Origin of the sequence: Rhodococcus sp. KRD175 (assembly GCF_017168275.1) — a bacterium.
GTDB lineage: Bacteria > Actinomycetota > Actinomycetes > Mycobacteriales > Mycobacteriaceae > Rhodococcoides > Rhodococcoides fascians.
On sequence record NZ_JABFAQ010000004.1, the window covers coordinates 162,459 to 179,980 of the forward strand.

The window sequence follows — 17,522 nt, forward strand, 5'->3', positions numbered from 1 at the left end:
CCCCCTCGTGACTGCAACGACTTCAGGCAGTCACCATATGCGTACATACGCATATATGCAATGGTGTGCTCGGGTCACAACTCCGGCGGGACGTGCGGATGCTTGACCGTCGGCGGCAGAGTCGCCAGCGCAGAGATGCGCTTGAGCCCGGCGACCTGCAACAGATCGACGATGATCGACCGCAACTGAGCGAGCACCACCGTCGCCGACAACCCGGCGTTCGAGATCAGTTCCGGCTTCGCTCCGGCAGCGACCGACCGCAACACCCGCGCGGCCTCCGCCGCATCCGGCTTCTGCCCCGGATCGGCGAGAATCATTTGACGTAGGACTTCCACCGCATGCGCCAGCTTCTCCACCTCGTCGACCACCCGCGGGTCCAGAATTTCGTCGTCGCGCACCAAGGTCAACGACCGCCGAGCCAGCACCCGAATATTGCGAACAGCGTTGTCGATGGGGTCGGCTGTCGCCGCCAGGGCCGCCAACCGAGTGCGATGATTCCAGTACATCGGAGAAATGCGCGCGATCTCCCGGCCGCCCTTGAGATCGGTCCGCAGAGCATCGATTCCGGACTGCGTCGCCCGAGCCTTGCGCAACGCATCCTCGATGGGCTTCGGGTCGTTGGCCACCAACCCGTCGGCCACTTTCTGCAACACACTCGCCGCAGTCGCCAACACGTTCGCCGCATCCTTACGCGCCCGCCACACCGGATGCGTCGGAATCAACGCCACGATCGCGATGCCCACCAGACCACCGACCAACGCGTCGACCATGCGGTTGGGGCCACCCATGTTGCCGGGCGGAATGAGGGTCGCCACCAGCACCGCGGACGATCCGGCCTGCATCGCGATGATGGGTCCGCCGTCGAGGAACACCGCAGCCGACATCGCCAGCACGACCACCAGCGCAATCTGCCACGGCCCACTGCCGATCAGGGAGATCAACAGATCGCCGACGCCGATGCCGACCGTCACGCCGGCCACCAGCTCGGCCGATCGGCGCAACCGCGCCCCGAGGGACACACCGAGCGAGACGACGGCCGCAATGGGCGCGAAGAACGGACGTTCGTGACCGACGAGATCCGTAGCGACGAACCACGCGACCCCGGCCGCCAACGCGCACTGCACGATGGGCAACAGCGACAACCGCAGCCGCTCGGTGCCCGCCTTCATCCGGGTTCGGCCACGCGCCCGGCTCGCGCGGGCACGATCAGCCCAGGCCGAGCGCTTCCGCTGCTTTGGGGTCACAGTCTTCGAGGAGGTCGAGGCAGCGGGCGTACTCGTCGTGCTCGCCGATGTCGCGGGCGGCTTTGGCGAGGACTGCGACGCATCGGAGGAATCCGCGGTTGGGCTCATGGCTGTACGGGACCGGCCCGAATCCCTTCCATCCGTTACGACGCAACTGGTCCAGACCTCGGTGATAACCGGTACGCGCATAGGCGTACGCGGTGATGGTGGCACCCGATTCGAGAGCGGCCTCGGCGAGATACGCCCACGCGATCGACGCCGTCGGATGGGCCGCAGCAACCGTCTCGGGAGCCTCGTGATTCAGCAGTGCGGATTCGGCCTCGTCGTCGCCGGGAAACAGCGTTGGTTGAGGTCCGAGCAGATCACCGAAAGAAGTCATGGCGCTCATTGTGCCCCTACGTCACCCAATCGTGTCCGAACACCCCCGGCGGCGCTCACGCTGCGCTGCACACGCGGTCGATAGGCTGCCAGCTGACGAAATTTCGGACTTACAGCTTTCGAGGAATTCGGTGAACGAGGGAGAACGCATGCCGGACGAGAAGAACAATGCGACCCCCGAGGCCGACACGACCAAGATCGACCTGAACAAGAAGAAGCCGGCCGACGAATCGACGGACGCCTCCACCGAGAAGATCGCTGCACCTGCAGCCGATTCGCCGGTAGCTGCGCCTCGAAAAGCCGAGCCCCAGAAGATTGCGCCCCAAAAGATCGCGCCCAGAAAGATCGAACCGCAGAAAGCTCGGCCGCAGCAGGTCGGACCACGCCGCGTCGGACCGCCGGCTGCGGAACCGAACAAACCGAGTCACAAGAAGTGGTGGGCGGCTCTGGTGGCCGCGGTAGTCGTGATCGCGGCAGTGGCCGCCGGTGCGTACCTGCTGATCGACCGCACGAACGTCGAAGACTCCCCGGAAGCGCAGATTCGCACGACGGTCGAGTCGTTCACCAGGGCGCTGGCCGCCGGGGATCTGGCCACGCTGCGCAGCACGTCCTGCGGAGACCTGGCGACGTTCTATCGCGACATCCCGGACGCGGAGTTCGCCGACGTGCATCGGGTGTCCGTGGAGCAGGGCAACATCCCGACCGTCGACAGCATCGACGCCATCCAGGTCACCGACGACACCACGGCGATCGCTCAGGTCATCGCCCACACGGACGCCAACCCGAACGATCGCTCGCCGCGCACCTTCGACCTGAGCCTCGACGGCGATCAGTGGAAGGTGTGCAGCTGAGTAGCCATGTGAGTGGAACTTCGTAGCCCACTACGAGGTTCCGCTCACATGGGGTGCGGCCGCTTATCCGGCGCTGACGCTGCGTCCGGCCGACTTCAGGTCGTTGCAGGCCTCGATCACACGGGCCGTCATTCCGGCTTCTGCCTTTTTGAGGTAGCTGCGCGGGTCGTAGGCCTTCTTGTTACCCACCTCGCCGTCGATCTTGAGCACGCCGTCGTAGTTGGAGAAGAAGTGTCCGGCGATCGGGCGGCTGAATGCGTACTGGGTATCGGTGTCGACGTTCATCTTCACCGTTCCGTACTCGAGCGCCTCTTCGATTTCGCTCTTCGCCGAGCCCGATCCGCCGTGGAAGACGAAATCGAACGGCTTCGAGCCCGATGCCAGGCCGAGCTTCTCGCTGGCCACACGCTGACCGTCGGCGAGAACGGACGGCTTGAGCTTGACGTTGCCCGGCTTGTAGACGCCGTGCACGTTGCCGAACGTCGCCGCCAGCAGGTAGCGCGAGCCGGCGTCTCCGGCACCGAGTGCCTCGACGGTCTTGAGGAAGTCCTCGTTCGACGTGTACAGCTTGTCGTTGATCTCGGCCTCGACGCCGTCTTCCTCGCCGCCGACGACACCGATTTCGATCTCCAGGATGATCTTCGCGGCCGCAGCGCGGGCCAGCAGATCCTTCGCGATCTCCAGGTTCTCGTCGATCGGCACGGCCGATCCGTCCCACATGTGCGACTGGAACAGCGGGTTCTTGCCGGCGTCGACGCGCTCCTGCGAGATCGCGAGCAGCGGACGCACATAGGTGTCCAGCTTGTCCTTGGGGCAGTGGTCGGTGTGCAGCGCGATCGTGACGTCGTATTCGGCAGCCACGACGTGAGCGAACTCGGCGAGCGCGACAGCGCCGGTGACCATGCTCTTCACACCCAGGCCGGAGCCGAATTCTGCGCCGCCGGTCGAGAACTGGATGATGCCGTCGCTACCCGCGTCGGCGAAGCCTTTGATGGCGGCGTTGATGGACTCGGAACCCACACAGTTGATTGCCGGGAAGGCGAACTTGTGTTCCTTCGCCCGGCCCAGCATCTCGGCGTAGACCTCGGGAGTTGCGATAGGCACGGCGTCATTCCTCCATTGAAAGTTCGATTGTGTCCTGTGCAGTATGGCAACCTCCGGGCTCGGTGTCGTGCGTACCCGCTCACGTCCCTCTCGGGTGGTTGTCCGTCGAGGGGTGCCGAACAGGCCATCGAGTTCACGGTCGGCCGACACCGACTGTTCAGGAGTTGCCGGTTTCGGCCGGTAGTGTGGGCGCGGTGAGTCTTCTTGCTGCTTCGGAATCGGTGACGACGAATCTGGCCCTGTTGCCCGGTTTCCTCGATCCGGTGAACCTGCTCAATTCCTTCGGTCACTGGGTCCTGATCGGTCTGCTGCTGGTGGTGTTCATCGAGTCGGGCCTGCTGTTCCCGCTGCTGCCCGGCGACTCGTTGCTCTTCACAGCCGGTCTGATCGCGGCGTCGAAGTCCACCGAGATCGAGCCCTTCGCGTCCATCTGGACGCTGGTCATCCTGATTCCCATCGCGGCGATCCTCGGGGACCAGGTCGGTTTCCTCATCGGCACCAAGGGTGGTGCCGCCCTGTTCAAGACGAACGACGCCCGATTCTTCAAGAAGAAGTACATCGACGAGTCGCACGTCTTCTTCGAGAAGCACGGCCCGATCACGATCATCCTGGCGAGATTCGTACCCATCGTGCGGACGTTCGCGCCGGTCGTCGCCGGTGCGTCGCACATGAAGTACTCGCTGTTCCTGACGTACAACGTCGTCGGCGGCATCCTGTGGGGCGCGGGTGTCACGGTTCTGGGGTACCTGCTCGGACAGATCGCGTTCATCCGCGACCACGTCGACATCATCTTCCTGCTGATCGTCGCCGTGTCCGTACTGCCCATCGTGATCGAGGTCGGCAAGCGCATGATCAAGGCCCGCAAGACTCCACTCGGGGAAGCAGCCGACGCGATCGAAGCCGACGCCCCGGACTCCAAGTCCTGATCGAGAAATTCCGAAAGCGATCGAGCCCGTGTCACTGAGCGCCACAGCATTGACCGCCACCGCACTGCAGACCGTGTCCACCGAGGCCGTCGGCAGTTTCGGACCGCTGCAGTCGGCGGGTCCGCTGGTCGTGTGGGTGATCGTGATGGCATTCGTGTTCATCGAATGCGCGGTGATCATCGGCCTGTTCCTACCCGGTGACTCGATGCTGATCACTGCGGGCATCGTCATGGCGACGCACGCGTCGGGCACCGGCCACATCTGGGCTCTCTCGGTCGGTGCGATGGTCGCGGCGATCGCGGGCAACCAGGTGGGATACATGATCGGCCACCGAACCGGTTCGACGCTGGTGGCCCGCAAGAACGGCAAGTACCTCAACACCAAGAACCTGCACAAGGTCAATCTGCTGCTGGAAAAGCACGGATTCTGGGCGGTTCTCGTCGCGCGTTGGATCCCGTGGGTGCGCACGCTGTGCCCGATGGTCGCCGGGGCGGCGAAGATGGATCACCGTCGCTACACCATCGCCAGCACTCTGGGCGCGATCATCTGGGCACCGGTGCTGTTGCTCGTCGGCTTCTACTTCGGCTCGTTCATCCAACGCATCCCGTGGCTGATGCCCGCGGTGCTGATCAGCATGATCGTGCTGCTGGTCGTCGGAACGGGTCTGGGCATCTTGCAATACCGCAAGGAAATGGCGCGTCCCGAAGAGACGATCGTCGTCGACGAGGTTGTCGAGTAGGACCCGGAACGACCTGAAAACCGGCGGGAGTGCAGCCTGCGGAACGACCTAGAATCCGCGGGAGTGCAGCCTGCGGAACGACCTAGAATCCAGCAGCGCAGACGCGGTAGGCCGCTTCCATGAGCATCCAGCCACCGAGTTGCACGGACAGGTCGCGTTCGGGCACCTCGGACGGTCGGACCGTTCCCTCGGCGAAGGTGGCGATGTGCAGGCCCTGCCCCGGGAATCGTGCTTCGCGGGTCCAGTCGGCACCGAACAGTGGGTTGTCCTCCACTTCGAGTCTGTTCTCCCATGCGGCCTCGGCCGAGGCGAGGACGATTGCGGCCGCAACCTCTCGTGCACGGTCGTCGGCGTCGGTGTCGCCGGGTAGTTCGGTGGCCACCAACGCGAGGTAGCGCGCGAGGATCGGGTTGAACAGGCCCCCGTCTCCCCCGCCGCCGCCGGTGATGACGAGGTTGCGGGTGAGGTGGTTCTCGACGGCGTCGACCAGCGCGTGGACACGCTGCGCGTGCCTCGGCTCGCCGAGACGGAGTGCGAGTTCGGTTTCCAGGCCGAGTGCGACGCCCTGGCAGTAGCTGTAGATCGCGCGTTCGACCTCGCCGGACTTGCCCGCGTCGACGAGGGCGCGGGTGGAATGCATGCCGTCGAGGATCAATCCGGTGCGCGAGTCACGCAGGGTGCGGTCCATCCAGTCCGACATCTCCTGGGCCCGCCAGAGCCGACCGGTGCGGGCGAGCATGATCGCGGCCGGGCCGTTGGCCGGCGCGTTGTAGAAGTCGGATTTCTTGCGCCACGGGATGCCGCCGCCTTCGGCCGGAGCCCAGGCGTCGAACAGTTCCATCTCGATCTGCTGGATGCCGCTGCGGTTTCCGACGAAGTGCTGACGCTGCGCACGTTCGAGAGCCAACCCGAGCCAGGCCATGTCGTCGTAGTAGTTGTTGGTCCAGCCGGTGAGGTTTCGGGTGCGGTGCGCGCGGGTGATTTTCGTCAGGCGTCGTCGACGTTTTGTGGTGAGTTCGCGGTCGGCGGCATCCACTGCGCAGTCGAGCAGGTGTGCCTGCCACCAGTAGTGCCAGCGCAGGAAGGCACGCTCATGCTTGACGGGCGGCCACGCGACGACTCCGAGCGCCGTACCGGGCAGTCCCCACAGCCGACGCATGTGCCGTGCGACGACGGCCCCCTCCGCAGCGTCGGCACGCTGCGACCACAACTCCTGCATACCCGCAATCCTGCCACTACCGTTGCCGAACCGTTACATCCCGTCCTGGTAAGGCCCTGTCTTCACCATGCGGTATCGAGATCGGCGTGGCGACGAATCCACGAGTGCATCGCAATCCCGGCCGCAACACCGGCATTGATGCTGCGTGTCGACCCGAATTGCGCGATCGAGACCGTCATGGACGCGGACTCCCGCGCGCTATCGGAGACGCCGGGACCCTCCTGACCGAACAGCAGCAGGCAGTTGCGCGGCAATTCAGCCGTTTCGATCGGCACCGAGCCCGGGGTGTTGTCGACGGCGACGACGACGAGTCCCTGGTCCTCGGCGAACGCCATCAGCGCCTCCACCGAATCGTGGTGGTGAATGTGTTGGTACCGGTCGGTGACCATCGCGCCGCGACGGTTCCATCGACGCCGCCCGACGATGTGCACCGCCTGTGCAGCGAAAGCGTTGGCCGTGCGCACCACGGTGCCGATGTTCGCGTCGTTCGCGAAGTTCTCGATGGCGACGTGCAGTGAATGACGGCGAGTGTCGATGTCGGCGACTATGGCCTCGCGTCGCCAGTATCGATATGCGTCGACGACATTGCGTCGATCACCGGCGGCGAGCAGTTCGGGGTCCAGCCGCGGGTCGTCGGGCGGCGGCTCGTCGTGGGTGTCCGACCACGGGCCGACGCCGTTCGGGTTCTCACCCCATTCGGTGGGACCGGCTTCGGCCGGTTGGCCGTCGATCTCGTTCTCGCTCAATAGATTTCGTTACTGTCGGGCGCGATCCGGAATCCGTGACCGGTGGCGTCGTTCGCGCACGAGATACCGTTCTCGGCCGAGGTACAGGTGTAGCCACCCTCGGCGATGGTCGCACCGACAGCCAGCGGCGGATCCATCGATTCGCCACCCGAGGTGTACACCACTCCCCCGGAACACATGAATGCCGCGGGACCGTCGTTGGTCACGCGAATACCGTTGCCCCAGTTGATCATGCAGTCGTCGGGCCGCGGCGGGACCGGGGTGGTCGTACCTTGACACCCGGCCTCGGTGCGACTCGACAGCGGCACGATGCCGCATTGGAACAGTCCGTCGGGCGAGGTGAAGTAATAGGCCCCGCCGATCGCGGCATACGTCGTCTGCGGCTCCGCGACCGGTGGGGGTGGTTCGACCGGCGGGGGCGGCGGCGCTTCCGACGTGGTCGTCACCGGCGGCGGAGTCGTGGTCGGTGCGGTCGTCGTGGTGGTCGGCACGGGGGTGGTGGTCGACGACGGAGGCGGCGCTTGCGCAGCCGACTCGCTACTGCAGCCGGTGAGGACGAGCGCCGACCCGACCCCGACAGCGACCGCCCACGCCCGCACCGTTCCGAATCGCACTGTCCCGAATTGTCTTGTCCTGCTCGACCGCACCGTGCTCAGCATGAAGAAAACCCGACCCACCTTTCGACACCTACTGCTCGAAAGACAGACGATACCGGCGCAGCGCCGGCATCGTCCGGTGCGGCGTTCTAGGTGTGGCTCAGACGGCGGTTGACTTCACGGGTGAGCCACGCAGGCGAGAACCGTGAACCGAGCGAGAGCGCCTTGGAGGGCAGTCCGACCGGGAAGTGCACCTTGTGCAACCGACGCTTCACCGGACGGGTGGCGTCGAAGATCGCGTCGGACACATCTTTGACGGTGAGCTTGATGCCCAACGAGCTCGTGGTGCCCGTCGAGATCTTCTCGGTCATCGCCGTCTGGACGAACAGCGGCCACATGGCCTTGACCGCGATGTCGTACTTGCTCCATTCGAGATCCAACGCCTCGGTGATGCCACGTACCGCGAACTTGGATGCGCCGTACGTCACCAACTCGGGCTGACCGTAGATGGCCGAGGCCGAGCACAGGTTGACGACCTGCGCGCCCGGGGTGTCCCTGAGGTAGGGGAATGCAGCGTGGGTGCCGTAGACGACGCCGTTGACGTTGATGTCGATCTGGCGGCGATGCACCGAGAGCGGCATGTCTTCGAAGGCCCCTGCAGCGAGGATCCCGGCATTGTTGATCAAGATGTCGAGTCGACCGTCACCCTCGGCAACGAACTCCTTCAACCGGGTTTCCCACTGGTCGGAGTTGGTTACATCCAAAGTACCGGTGAACACCCGACCGCTGAGCGAAGCAGCTTCCTTGCCGAGTGACGCCAAACCGGTCTCGTCGATGTCGTACGCACCGACGAGGTAACCGTTGGCAGCGAACTTGAGTGCCGTTGCACGGCCGATGCCGGCCGCGGCACCTGAGATGAAGACAGTTGGTCGAGTCACATCGATCACCGTACATGTAACCCTACTTACGAGTAACCCCCAATCTCCGATCGATCGAACGCCGTCTCCCGACGGCACAGGAGTACCGAAGTGAACGACTCGAGGATCGTGCGAGCCGTCGTCGTCGTGGCGATCGGCTATTCGATAGTGCTGGCAGTCTGGATCGGCTGGCTCGTGGACAAGACCCCGCCCGGCACATTGCCGTACCAGTTGGCAGCCCTGGTGGCCGGATTCGGCGCGGCCCTCGGCCTGGCCATGATGATCGCTGGACGCCCCACGCGCGAGCAGAAGGATCTGATCGAACACGGCGTCGAGGGGTGGGCGACGGTGGACGCGATCCGGCGCATCGACGACGACACCGCCGAGCTGGACCTGGAGTTCACCGTGCCGGGCTCGAGCAGCTACTTCGGCAAGATCGTCTACGGCATTCCCCGAGCCGACACCGCACACTTCGAGCCGGGCACGGTCATCGCCGTTCGAGTGGACCCGGCCCATCGAGAGCGGGTTCTGCTGCTTCCCCGTCACGGCGTCGACGAGTAGTGGCCAGGGCGTCGACGAGCAACATCTGAGCGGCCACGTACGTGGACAGGATCACCGCCTCCGCCGTGCGGCGCTGCCGTTCGTCGGTGAGGAACAGTCGTCGGTGGACGATCAGCGCGTCGGACACCGTGAACAGGATGCCGCCCACGACGAGCCGGCGATCACCCCCACGCGAGACCGACCGCGCAGACAACGTCGACGTCGTCGCGAGCACGCCGCCGTAGGCCGACAGGGTCGGGGCGACCGCCGGTTGGCGTCGAGCCAGCAGGATCGACGCGGCCAGCCAGCCCGCGTATCGCGGAACGGCGTCCAGCAGAACCGGTCGCGCACCACGACGCCACAGCAGAAACGTGTAGCAACTCTGCATGACTCCGAATGCAGTGGCACCGAGTTCGAGCGCCGAGTCGTCGTCCGGGTCGATCAACAGCAAGTCGCCGATGGTGGCGGCGACCAGACCCGTCGCCAGCACCCGGTCGTGTACCGGATCGAGGGCGGTGGCCAATGCAGGAACGATCAGCGGCTTCGCGATCTTCTGCAGCCGTGCCGAGCCCGTCCACGCCCCGAGCACTGTCACCGCACCTGCTACCGACGCGGCAACGCGGGCATATCCCACCCGATCGATGTTCACTTCCGACCTTTCCGGGGCGAATCCGTCATAACGACCGTCACATGTGACCCTGACCCCTATCGCTTGATACTCGCAGTGAGCGTGGGCATCGTGGACAGGTCGGTCGGATCATTTTCGAAAGCACTGGGGACCATCATGCGCCGCAAACTCACCGGGCACACTCGCATCGCAGGTGACGAGTTCGCCGGCTACCCCAATCCGCTTCTCCGCGACTGCGACCTTCGCCAGGCACAGATCAAGCGCTGGGTCGTCACCCTGCTGATCGTCATGGTGCCGTTCTCACTGTGGATCGGCATCGGTGCCTACTCCGAGCAGCAGCAACGACTCGACGAGCAGCGCACGTCGATCCACCAGGTGACGGCCACCACGACCGATGTCGCAACCGTGGCACCGACGGCCGCAACCAGCTTCGACTCCACCAACGGTGCCGCCGTGACGGCCGTTCCCTCGCAGTGGGTCTACCGAGGCGTCGAGCACACCGGCCGCGTCAGCGTCGACACCGGGTCGCCGGTAGGTACGACCGCTCAGATCTGGGTGAACGACGCCGGCGAGCTGAGCCTGCGGCCACTGACCTCGTCGGATGTCGTCGCTGCCGCGATCTTCAGTGCCGTCGGAAGTTGGATCCTGGCGGCCACTGCGCTGATCGGCTTCTACTACGTCATGCGCTTCCGATATGACGGGCGCCGAAACGCCGAGTGGGATCGCGAGATCGCCGATCTACTGAGTCGACACTGATCCGCTCTCACTCCCCGAGCTCACCCCACCCGATTTCAACGGCAGGTGAGCCTCGCATTGCGATAGATAGTTAGTGTATGTAACAATAAACCGGTGAGCCATTCCCACGACGACCTCAAAGATCTGGTCTCGGAGCTGGTCACCAGTTCGTCACGCTTCGTTCGCTTGGCTGCCCGGTTCGGCAGCGACGAATGGCCCAGAGCGTGGATGCGGGCACTGTCGCTGCTCGAGGAGTATCAGCCCTTGCGCATCAGCACCTTCGCCGAGTTGGACCGATGCTCGCAGCCCTCGGCCACGGCACTGCTCGCGAAGTTGGGCAAGAACGGCCTGGTGACCAAGACGTCCGACCCCGACGACTCGAGGGCCGTGCTCGTCGAGATGACCGAGGCCGGCCATCGGTGGCTCGCCGCGAGTCGCCGTCACATCGTCGACGGACTCGTCCCGTACCTGTCCGACCGAGACCCGGAACAAATCCAGAAATTGACCGACGGCCTGAGCGAGCTTCGCAGCATCCTCGAACCCGTCGATCGCGAAAAGAGAGGAACTCTTTCGTGACCACCAGCACCTCCCCCGACAGCCTGCTGAGGCAACCGCGCGCCGTGTGGGCCGTCGCGTTCGCCAGCGTCATCGCCTTCATGGGTATCGGTCTGGTCGACCCGATCCTCAAGCCGATCGGCGAACAACTGCACGCCTCGCCGTCTCAGGTGTCGCTGCTGTTCACCAGCTACATGCTCGTCACCGGCGTCGCGATGCTCATCACCGGCGTCGTGTCCAGCCGATTCGGGCCCAAGCGCACATTGCTGGCCGGCCTGGCCGTCATCGTGGTCTTCGCCGCCCTCGCCGGCATGTCCGGTTCCGTCGGCGAGATCATCGGATTCCGCGCCGGCTGGGGACTGGGCAACGCCCTGTTCATCGCCACGGCGCTCTCGACCATCGTCGGCGCAGCATCCGGCGGCGTCGCCCGCGCGATCATCCTCTACGAGGCCGCACTGGGCATCGGAATAGCAACCGGCCCGCTGGTCGGCGGCCTACTCGGCGGATTCAGCTGGCGCGGACCGTTCTTCGGCGTCGCGGTACTGATGGCCATCGCATTCATCCTGCTGATCGTCATGCTCCCGGACACCCCCAAGCCCGCGCACACCACGTCGATCCTCGATCCGTTCCGGGCACTGCGACACCGCGGACTGCTGACCGTCGGCATCACCGCACTGCTCTACAACTACGGATTCTTCACCCTGCTGGCGTACACCCCGTTCCCCCTGGACATGGGCACCTACTCGATCGGTTTCATCTTCTTCGGTTGGGGCCTCTGCCTGGCCGTGGCATCGGTGTTCATCGCACCGAGACTGCAGCGGGCCTACGGAACGCTGAACATGATGATGCTCTCGCTCCTGCTCTTCGCCGTCGACCTCGGCGTCATGGCGATGTTCACCGAGAACAAGACCGTCCTGATCGTCGGAACCGTCGTGGCCGGCTTGTTCTTGGGCGTCAACAACACTCTGATCACCGAGACCGTCATGATCTCGGCACCGGTGGAGCGCTCGACCGCGTCGGCGGCCTACAGCTTCGTCCGCTTCACCGGCGGTGCCGCTGCTCCCTACCTGGCCGGCAAGCTCGGTGAATCCAACATGCACGTCCCGTTCTGGGTCGGCGCGGCCTGCACGGCCCTGGCCATCGTCGTCCTTGCAAGCGGCCGAAAAGTCCTCGCCCACGTGGACGAACACGAGCCGGCACCGCACAGCATCGACGAGGCCCGCGCGGTGACAGTAGGCGACTGAGCCTTTCGATCAACCGCTGGATCCGACGGCCGAGAGCATCGCTCTCGGCCGTCGACGTGTATCAATGGCCTCATTCGTCACATCCGTCTCATCAGTAACACTTTGGTAACCAATACCTCAGTAAAGGACTTTTCGGTTCGATGTACCGTCCGGTTGGTTTACGGTCACGTCATCACGGTTGTTCGTGTGACTCACCAACAACACTCGTTCCGCGTGGGAGGACGGGTGCGCGCAGCTCACTGCTGCCACTGACCGAAGGGCCACAATCTCCATGTCGCAGAAGTCGATCGCCAGGTCCAAGAAGGCGCGCCTCGCCGCAGCCGGGGCCGCCATGGCACTGTCCCTGTCCATCGCCGCACCGGGAATCGCCAGTGCTCAACAAGAGCCCCCAGAGAGCTCCGAGGTTCAAGCACCGGCGGGCGAAGAATCCGAAAGCGTCGAACCCGCCGCTCCCACAGGCGAACAGGGTGCCGCAGTAGAAGGATCGGGCACCGCAACAGCCGAAGGACAGATCGACGCACCTGTCCCGGCCGTCACGTCCGAGGACGCAGCCGCGGCCGCCGCAGCCGCAGTCCCGACACCCGAAGCCCCCTCCGCCGTTCGTCCACTGCCGCAGATCACCGGCGGCGTCGTGTTCAACGAAGACGGCACGGCCACAGTCAATCTCGATGTCATTCCGCAGTTGTCCGACGCCGAGAAGAAGGCGATCGCCGACGCCGAGGCCGCCAGCAAGGAAGCTGCAGCCGCATCGGCTGCCGCCCAGGTACGACTCGAGACGGCCAAGGCAGCCGAGGCCACCGCGAGCACCGACGCCACCAAGGCCGAGGTTGCTGCTGCCGAGGCAGACGTCAAGGCCAAGGCCGCCGTCACGGCCGCCTCGAACGCCAAGGTCGAGAGCGCAGCAGCGAGCGCAGCGGTCACCGCAGCGAAGAACACCGCTGCCGAACTGAAGACCAAGGCCGACGAAACCAAGGCCGCCGCCGACAGCGCTGCAACAGTCGCAGCCGAGGCAGAGGCGAAGGCGAAGGAGCTCGAAGCCGCAGCCGTCTCGGGCGACCCCGACGCCACCGCCGCAGCCGAGGCGGCTCGTGCAGACGCCGACGCGAAGGCCGAACTCGCCGCCACCGCCAAGGTCGATGCCGACGCATCGAACAAGGCACTCGCGGATTCCGTTACCGCTGTTCAGGATTCGTTCAAGAACTTCAATCTCGCCAAGGTGACCGCTGCAGTTCGCGCTGCCGCTGCCACTGCCGCGAAGTCGCTGGCACTGAACATCGAGGCTCAGACCGCTGCCGCAGTGGCTGCAGTGGCCGAGCAGAACGCGAAGAACCTCGAAGCCGCCGCCGAGGCCGCCGCAGGTGAAGACACTGCATCCGAGAAGGCCGCAGCCGACGCCCGCACTGCAGCCGACGCAGCAAAGGCCGATGCCGACGCCAAGGCCGAGGCGGCAACCGCTGCCCAGGCTGCACTCGATTCCGCGCCGTCGGACGCCGATGTCGCCGAGTTGCAGGCCAAGGCCGACGCAGCCGCAGCGGCACTGGTGACGGCGAATACGGCCGTCGAGACGGCGAACGCCGACCTGCAGGCCAAGACCGACGCAGCCGCGACCGCCAAGACCAAGGCCACGGAGGCAGCAGCCACGCTGAAGACGGCTCAGGACGCCGCAACGGCCGCCAAGACCGAAGCCGACGCCAAGGCGAAGGCCGAGGCCGATCTCAAGGCCGAGGCAGCCGAATTGGCAGCCAGCGGACCGAAGTTCGAGTGGACCATCAACCTCGGCAACACCGTGAAGGAAGACGTACCCGTCACCGAGGTCGACGAGAACACCGTCGTCGTCGACAAGACCGGAGTCTCGCTCGTCGGCGTCAAGAACGAGGACGGATCCTTCACCGTCGCGGACTACTTCACCACCGACGACAACGGCGTCGTCAGCGTGGCCGGAGAGCTCCCGCCGGTCGATCTGGCACTCGGCGATTCCTCGAACGAGGCGTCGGGCGCTTCGGACAGCTCGTCGAACACCCCGGTGATCCTGGCCGGTGTCGGCGTGGTCGTCGTCGCAGCTGCCGGTGGCGCGTTCTACCTGCGTCGCCGCAGCTCCACCGATGCCACCTCGTAACACCCGCTGGCTGTGGACGGCGATCCTGACGTTCGTTCTTCTCGTATCAGGTTGTGCGAGTGACGAAGTCGGGATCGCCGCACCCGATCGTTCGCCGGTGCAGTCACAGATCTCGGGGGCTGCACCGACGGGCGATGTCGCCCCCTCTCGACCGGAGTACATCGAGCTGCGCTCGGCGGACGGGTCGACCTATCTGAGCAGTCCCATTCATCCGGACCCCCTCTATCGCGGCGGGGAAAGCGGGCAGGTGCTGAACCCGGTGGACGAACTACCGGCCTGGTGGGCCGAGAGTGGCATGCCGGGCACCTCGACCGAGCAGACGGTAGTTGTTGCCGGACACAACTATTCGAAGCGGGACGCCCCGTTCAAGGCACTCCGAGTGGTGGCACCGGGAGACACCGTCGTATTACGCACGGCCAACGGCACTGTGGAGTACGCAGTCGAAACCGTAGGACCCCTGCCGAAGGGATCACTGTTGGCGGACAACGAACTCCGCAAATCGGTGTCCGGTCGATTGATCCTGGCCAACTGCGACGTTCAAGGCGGCGAGCCGACCGACGACAACTTCGTCGTCGTCGCGCAGTTGATTCGCTGAAACAGGCTTGTAGACAATCACTGTCGCGGCCGGGCCCCCGGTCCGGCCGCGACAGTGGCTACAGACCGAGGTCTGCCAAGCCCAGCAGTGATCGGTATACCAGCCCTTCGGCGGCGATGACATCGTCCGCACCCGTCGCCCGATCCACGACTGTGGCGACCCCGACCACCGTCGCGCCCGCGTCGCGCAGGGCTCGAACTGCGGTCAGGGGCGAATTGCCGGTCGTCGTCGTATCTTCCACTACGAGAACACGTTTGCCGACGATGTCCGGTCCCTCGATCTGACGCTGCATGCCGTGCGCCTTCGCTGCCTTGCGCACCACGAATGCGTCGATCGGCCGGCCCTGCGCGTGCATGATCGCCATCGCGACGGGATCTGCGCCCATCGTCAAACCGCCGACCGACGCGAAATCCCAGTCGGCGACGAGTTCGCGCATCAGCGAACCGATCAATGTACCTGCGCGGTGATGGAGCGTCGCCCGACGCAGATCCACGTAGTAGTCGGCCTCCTTGCCCGAGGACAACGTCACCTTCCCGTGCACGACGGCGAGCTCTTTCACCAGATCGGCCAGTTCCTGCCTGTCCGAATTCGCAGCGCTGTCGGCCATGTTCGGGTTCCTCTCGTCGTGCCCTGAGGCGGTCGGGTCGGTACGAACTTACCCACCGAGATTCTCGACCACCCGCACCCGGGTACTGGGCGCAGCGCTCCCCTACGCGGCGACCTCGGCGGCGCGGTGCTCGTCCAGGGACTCCTTGGTTTCGACGAACGGTTCGGGCGCGGTCACCGAGCGAGCCTTCGCGACCAGCGACGAGGGGAACGATCCGACGGCCTCGGACAGCTGATACGCCGTGTCGTTGTACACCCGCACCGCGCCGGCAATCCGCTTCTCGGTGACCGTCAGTTCGCCGGCCGGCCCCTGGAACGCCCAGTTGCCGACGACACTGCGGCGCGCTTCGGCGTCGTCGAGAACCGCATGGAAGGCGGCGGACAGAGCGTTCTCGGCGGCAGCCTGCGCCTGCAGGCCCAGTCCGCGATCACGGACTGCCTTGGACCACGAACGCGCTCCGGCGAGCTGACGCTGCAGGTCGCCCGACAGGTCCGCCGACTCGGCCGCAGTCAGAAACGGTTGCAGTTGCTCGTATCGACGCTCGAGCTCGATGTCGACGAGCCGTGCGCTCTGCTCGGCCAGACCGCGGTACCGCGCGAGGCGGCGCACCACACTCAGGACGTAACCGAGAACGACGAGTACCAGCACGAGGACCACAACGCCCGAGAAAACCGTCACGAGGTACGAATTTAACGGTGCCCGGCCGCCGAGGCCGGTAGGCACGCCCGAGAATGATCAGGGTTGGTTGCGTCGCCGATCCGCATCGAACGGAATCGGACGGGACACGGGCGGACGCGGCACCGGTCGCACCGGATTCACCGATCGCGTGGCCTGCGGTCCGCTCTGATCCGGCCTCGGTGGACTCGGCCGTCGAGTCGCCTCCTGCGGACGAGAATCGGCAGCAGGACTTCTCGTCTCCACACCGCGCGGTTCTATATTGGGCGGCTCCACGCTGCGCGGTTCTACACTGCGCGGCGGGACGTTCCCGGACTGCTGGTTGCGGGGCGGTCCGACGCGCGGTTCCTGCACCAACGGTCGACCCGGATCGCTTCGATCACGAACGGACTCGCCGCCGCCCGGACGCGAGCCGTACACGGCGCTACCGCGGACCGGCGGCAGAACGTGCAGCATCCCCGACAGTCGCGCCACCGCATCGATCGCGGCATCCCAATCGCGCCCCGAGCTGGTCAGGGGCATCGATCCGAGAGTCCAGTCCTGTTCACTCCACAACAGCTGCAGATTCTCGGGAATCGACTCGGTGAACGCCGCCATCCGCTGGTCACAGACACGACGAGCGATGTCGACGTCGGTGGCGAACACCACTCGCGGTCCGATGGACCCGAGAAGTTGCATGTCCTCGTCGCGCGGAGGTGGCGTCGAGCGGGGCCTCAGGTCGATATCGACATCGGAGCCGACGGAACGCTGCACGGCCACGATGGTGCCCGTCTCCTCGACGTCGAAGAGTACGAACTCCTCACCACGCCGAACTCCGGTGACGACGCCGAGAGCCACATCGAACTCGGGCTTGGACAGCGCGGCGCGCGAGAACTGGGTGACCAGCTCTCGGTCGTGGGGTCGGTACTCGTACCCCTGGGCCTTGGCCCACATCTGCCGTACCCGACCGGATCGATCTCGCTTGGATCGGTCGATGTAGAGCAGCGCTGCTGCGCCCACGAGTGCAATTACCGCCAGGCCGAACCACATTGCCGTCATCGCGAACCACCTTAATCGACTTCCACCTCGCGCCCGTCCACGGCCGCCGACTCCTGTGAACGGTCATGG

20 protein-coding genes are annotated in these 17,522 nt (G+C 65.3%); 9 read left to right on the forward strand and 11 right to left on the reverse strand.

Annotation, left to right across the window (positions count from 1 at the left end; genetic code table 11):
- Positions 1-74: 74 nt before the first annotated feature.
- On the reverse strand, positions 75-1,169 hold the full coding sequence (locus J1M81_RS05270; RefSeq protein ID WP_032371495.1) for an aromatic acid exporter family protein: 1,095 nt from the start codon (positions 1,167-1,169) through the stop codon (positions 75-77).
- A gap of 37 nt (positions 1,170-1,206) precedes the next feature.
- Positions 1,207-1,623, reverse strand: coding sequence for a DUF3151 domain-containing protein (locus tag J1M81_RS05275; RefSeq protein WP_206497686.1), 417 nt, complete (start codon positions 1,621-1,623; stop codon positions 1,207-1,209).
- 148 nt (positions 1,624-1,771) lie between these two features.
- Here J1M81_RS05275 and J1M81_RS05280 point away from each other — a divergent pair, with 148 nt between their 5' ends.
- Positions 1,772-2,473 carry a hypothetical protein gene (locus tag J1M81_RS05280; RefSeq protein WP_052061482.1) on the forward strand — a complete coding sequence of 234 codons (702 nt, stop codon included), beginning with the start codon at positions 1,772-1,774 and terminating at the stop codon, positions 2,471-2,473.
- A 63-nt stretch (positions 2,474-2,536) separates the two neighbouring features.
- Here the strand turns inward: J1M81_RS05280 and fbaA are convergent, their stop codons facing one another.
- Positions 2,537-3,577: a class II fructose-bisphosphate aldolase gene (gene fbaA / locus J1M81_RS05285; RefSeq protein WP_027494302.1), complete on the reverse strand. Its 1,041-nt coding sequence runs from the start codon at positions 3,575-3,577 to the stop codon at positions 2,537-2,539.
- 185 nt (positions 3,578-3,762) lie between these two features.
- Here fbaA and J1M81_RS05290 point away from each other — a divergent pair, with 185 nt between their 5' ends.
- Both J1M81_RS05290 and J1M81_RS05295 read left to right on the forward strand, forming a co-directional pair.
- The gene (locus J1M81_RS05290; protein ID WP_370878752.1) at positions 3,763-4,503 is read left to right on the forward strand and encodes a VTT domain-containing protein; all 741 of its coding nucleotides are present in this window, start codon (positions 3,763-3,765) and stop codon (positions 4,501-4,503) included.
- A gap of 73 nt (positions 4,504-4,576) precedes the next feature.
- Positions 4,577-5,242: a DedA family protein gene (locus J1M81_RS05295; protein ID WP_032400303.1), complete on the forward strand. Its 666-nt coding sequence runs from the start codon at positions 4,577-4,579 to the stop codon at positions 5,240-5,242.
- A gap of 82 nt (positions 5,243-5,324) precedes the next feature.
- Here J1M81_RS05295 and J1M81_RS05300 read toward each other — a convergent pair whose 3' ends face one another.
- The 4 genes from J1M81_RS05300 to J1M81_RS05315 all read right to left on the reverse strand — a co-directional run bounded on the left by J1M81_RS05300 (position 5,325) and on the right by J1M81_RS05315 (position 8,741).
- Positions 5,325-6,461, reverse strand: a complete 1,137-nt coding sequence (locus J1M81_RS05300; protein WP_032373679.1) for a glycoside hydrolase family 76 protein — start codon at positions 6,459-6,461, stop codon at positions 5,325-5,327.
- Between the two features lie 62 nt (positions 6,462-6,523).
- Positions 6,524-7,207: an RNA methyltransferase gene (locus J1M81_RS05305; protein ID WP_045841394.1), complete on the reverse strand. Its 684-nt coding sequence runs from the start codon at positions 7,205-7,207 to the stop codon at positions 6,524-6,526.
- Positions 7,204-7,866: a DUF6636 domain-containing protein gene (locus J1M81_RS05310; protein ID WP_371828105.1), complete on the reverse strand. Its 663-nt coding sequence runs from the start codon at positions 7,864-7,866 to the stop codon at positions 7,204-7,206. The genes J1M81_RS05305 and J1M81_RS05310 overlap by 4 nt, the downstream gene beginning before the upstream one ends.
- Positions 7,867-7,952: 86 nt before the next feature.
- Entirely contained in the window at positions 7,953-8,741 is a 789-nt protein-coding gene (locus J1M81_RS05315) for an SDR family oxidoreductase (RefSeq protein WP_027494308.1), read from the reverse strand.
- A gap of 90 nt (positions 8,742-8,831) precedes the next feature.
- Between J1M81_RS05315 and J1M81_RS05320 the strand changes: the two genes are divergently transcribed.
- Complete coding sequence (locus J1M81_RS05320) at positions 8,832-9,281, forward strand: hypothetical protein (RefSeq protein WP_027494309.1); 450 nt, start codon at positions 8,832-8,834, stop codon at positions 9,279-9,281.
- Here the strand turns inward: J1M81_RS05320 and J1M81_RS05325 are convergent.
- Positions 9,208-9,909, reverse strand: a complete 702-nt coding sequence (locus tag J1M81_RS05325) for a lysoplasmalogenase family protein (RefSeq protein ID WP_371833672.1) — start codon at positions 9,907-9,909, stop codon at positions 9,208-9,210. The two genes, J1M81_RS05320 and J1M81_RS05325, sit on opposite strands and share 74 nt — an antisense overlap.
- 135 nt (positions 9,910-10,044) lie before the next feature.
- Here J1M81_RS05325 and J1M81_RS05330 point away from each other — a divergent pair, with 135 nt between their 5' ends.
- The 5 genes from J1M81_RS05330 to J1M81_RS05350 all read left to right on the forward strand — a co-directional run bounded on the left by J1M81_RS05330 (position 10,045) and on the right by J1M81_RS05350 (position 15,133).
- Complete coding sequence (locus J1M81_RS05330) at positions 10,045-10,644, forward strand: hypothetical protein (RefSeq protein WP_206497687.1); 600 nt, start codon at positions 10,045-10,047, stop codon at positions 10,642-10,644.
- A gap of 93 nt (positions 10,645-10,737) precedes the next feature.
- Positions 10,738-11,199 carry a MarR family winged helix-turn-helix transcriptional regulator gene (locus tag J1M81_RS05335; protein WP_032364936.1) on the forward strand — a complete coding sequence of 154 codons (462 nt, stop codon included), beginning with the start codon at positions 10,738-10,740 and terminating at the stop codon, positions 11,197-11,199.
- Positions 11,196-12,422, forward strand: a complete 1,227-nt coding sequence (locus tag J1M81_RS05340) for an MFS transporter (RefSeq protein ID WP_032400293.1) — start codon at positions 11,196-11,198, stop codon at positions 12,420-12,422. The genes J1M81_RS05335 and J1M81_RS05340 overlap by 4 nt, the downstream gene beginning before the upstream one ends.
- A 271-nt stretch (positions 12,423-12,693) precedes the next feature.
- A complete protein-coding gene (locus J1M81_RS05345; RefSeq protein WP_045841390.1) occupies positions 12,694-14,538 on the forward strand; it encodes a hypothetical protein in 1,845 nt (614 codons plus the stop codon).
- A gap of 97 nt (positions 14,539-14,635) precedes the next feature.
- Entirely contained in the window at positions 14,636-15,133 is a 498-nt protein-coding gene (locus J1M81_RS05350) for a class F sortase (RefSeq protein ID WP_230593448.1), read from the forward strand.
- 58 nt (positions 15,134-15,191) lie between these two features.
- On the opposite strand, the gene pyrE is transcribed toward J1M81_RS05350, so the two are convergent.
- The 3 genes from pyrE to J1M81_RS05365 form a co-directional block, all read right to left on the reverse strand.
- On the reverse strand, positions 15,192-15,740 hold the full coding sequence (gene pyrE / locus J1M81_RS05355) for an orotate phosphoribosyltransferase (protein ID WP_032400291.1): 549 nt from the start codon (positions 15,738-15,740) through the stop codon (positions 15,192-15,194).
- Between the two features lie 102 nt (positions 15,741-15,842).
- Positions 15,843-16,418 carry a LemA family protein gene (locus J1M81_RS05360; protein WP_032400290.1) on the reverse strand — a complete coding sequence of 192 codons (576 nt, stop codon included), beginning with the start codon at positions 16,416-16,418 and terminating at the stop codon, positions 15,843-15,845.
- 57 nt (positions 16,419-16,475) lie between these two features.
- Positions 16,476-17,444 carry a hypothetical protein gene (locus J1M81_RS05365; protein WP_032400300.1) on the reverse strand — a complete coding sequence of 323 codons (969 nt, stop codon included), beginning with the start codon at positions 17,442-17,444 and terminating at the stop codon, positions 16,476-16,478.
- Between the last annotated feature and the right edge of the window lie 78 nt (positions 17,445-17,522).

What these genes read in the sequence shown, in the direction of transcription:
- J1M81_RS05330 (WP_206497687.1), top strand. Translation starts at nt 10,045, where the DNA reads ATGCGCCGCAAACTCACCGGGCACACTCGCATCGCAGGTGACGAGTTC.
- J1M81_RS05280 (WP_052061482.1), top strand. Translation starts at nt 1,772, where the DNA reads ATGCCGGACGAGAAGAACAATGCGACCCCCGAGGCCGACACGACCAAG.
- J1M81_RS05300 (WP_032373679.1), bottom strand. Translation starts at nt 6,461, where the DNA reads ATGCAGGAGTTGTGGTCGCAGCGTGCCGACGCTGCGGAGGGGGCCGTC.
- pyrE (WP_032400291.1), bottom strand. Translation starts at nt 15,740, where the DNA reads ATGGCCGACAGCGCTGCGAATTCGGACAGGCAGGAACTGGCCGATCTG.
- J1M81_RS05365 (WP_032400300.1), bottom strand. Translation starts at nt 17,444, where the DNA reads ATGTGGTTCGGCCTGGCGGTAATTGCACTCGTGGGCGCAGCAGCGCTG.
- J1M81_RS05310 (WP_371828105.1), bottom strand. Translation starts at nt 7,866, where the DNA reads ATGCTGAGCACGGTGCGGTCGAGCAGGACAAGACAATTCGGGACAGTG.
- J1M81_RS05345 (WP_045841390.1), top strand. Translation starts at nt 12,694, where the DNA reads ATGTCGCAGAAGTCGATCGCCAGGTCCAAGAAGGCGCGCCTCGCCGCA.
- J1M81_RS05275 (WP_206497686.1), bottom strand. Translation starts at nt 1,623, where the DNA reads ATGACTTCTTTCGGTGATCTGCTCGGACCTCAACCAACGCTGTTTCCC.
- J1M81_RS05270 (WP_032371495.1), bottom strand. Translation starts at nt 1,169, where the DNA reads ATGAAGGCGGGCACCGAGCGGCTGCGGTTGTCGCTGTTGCCCATCGTG.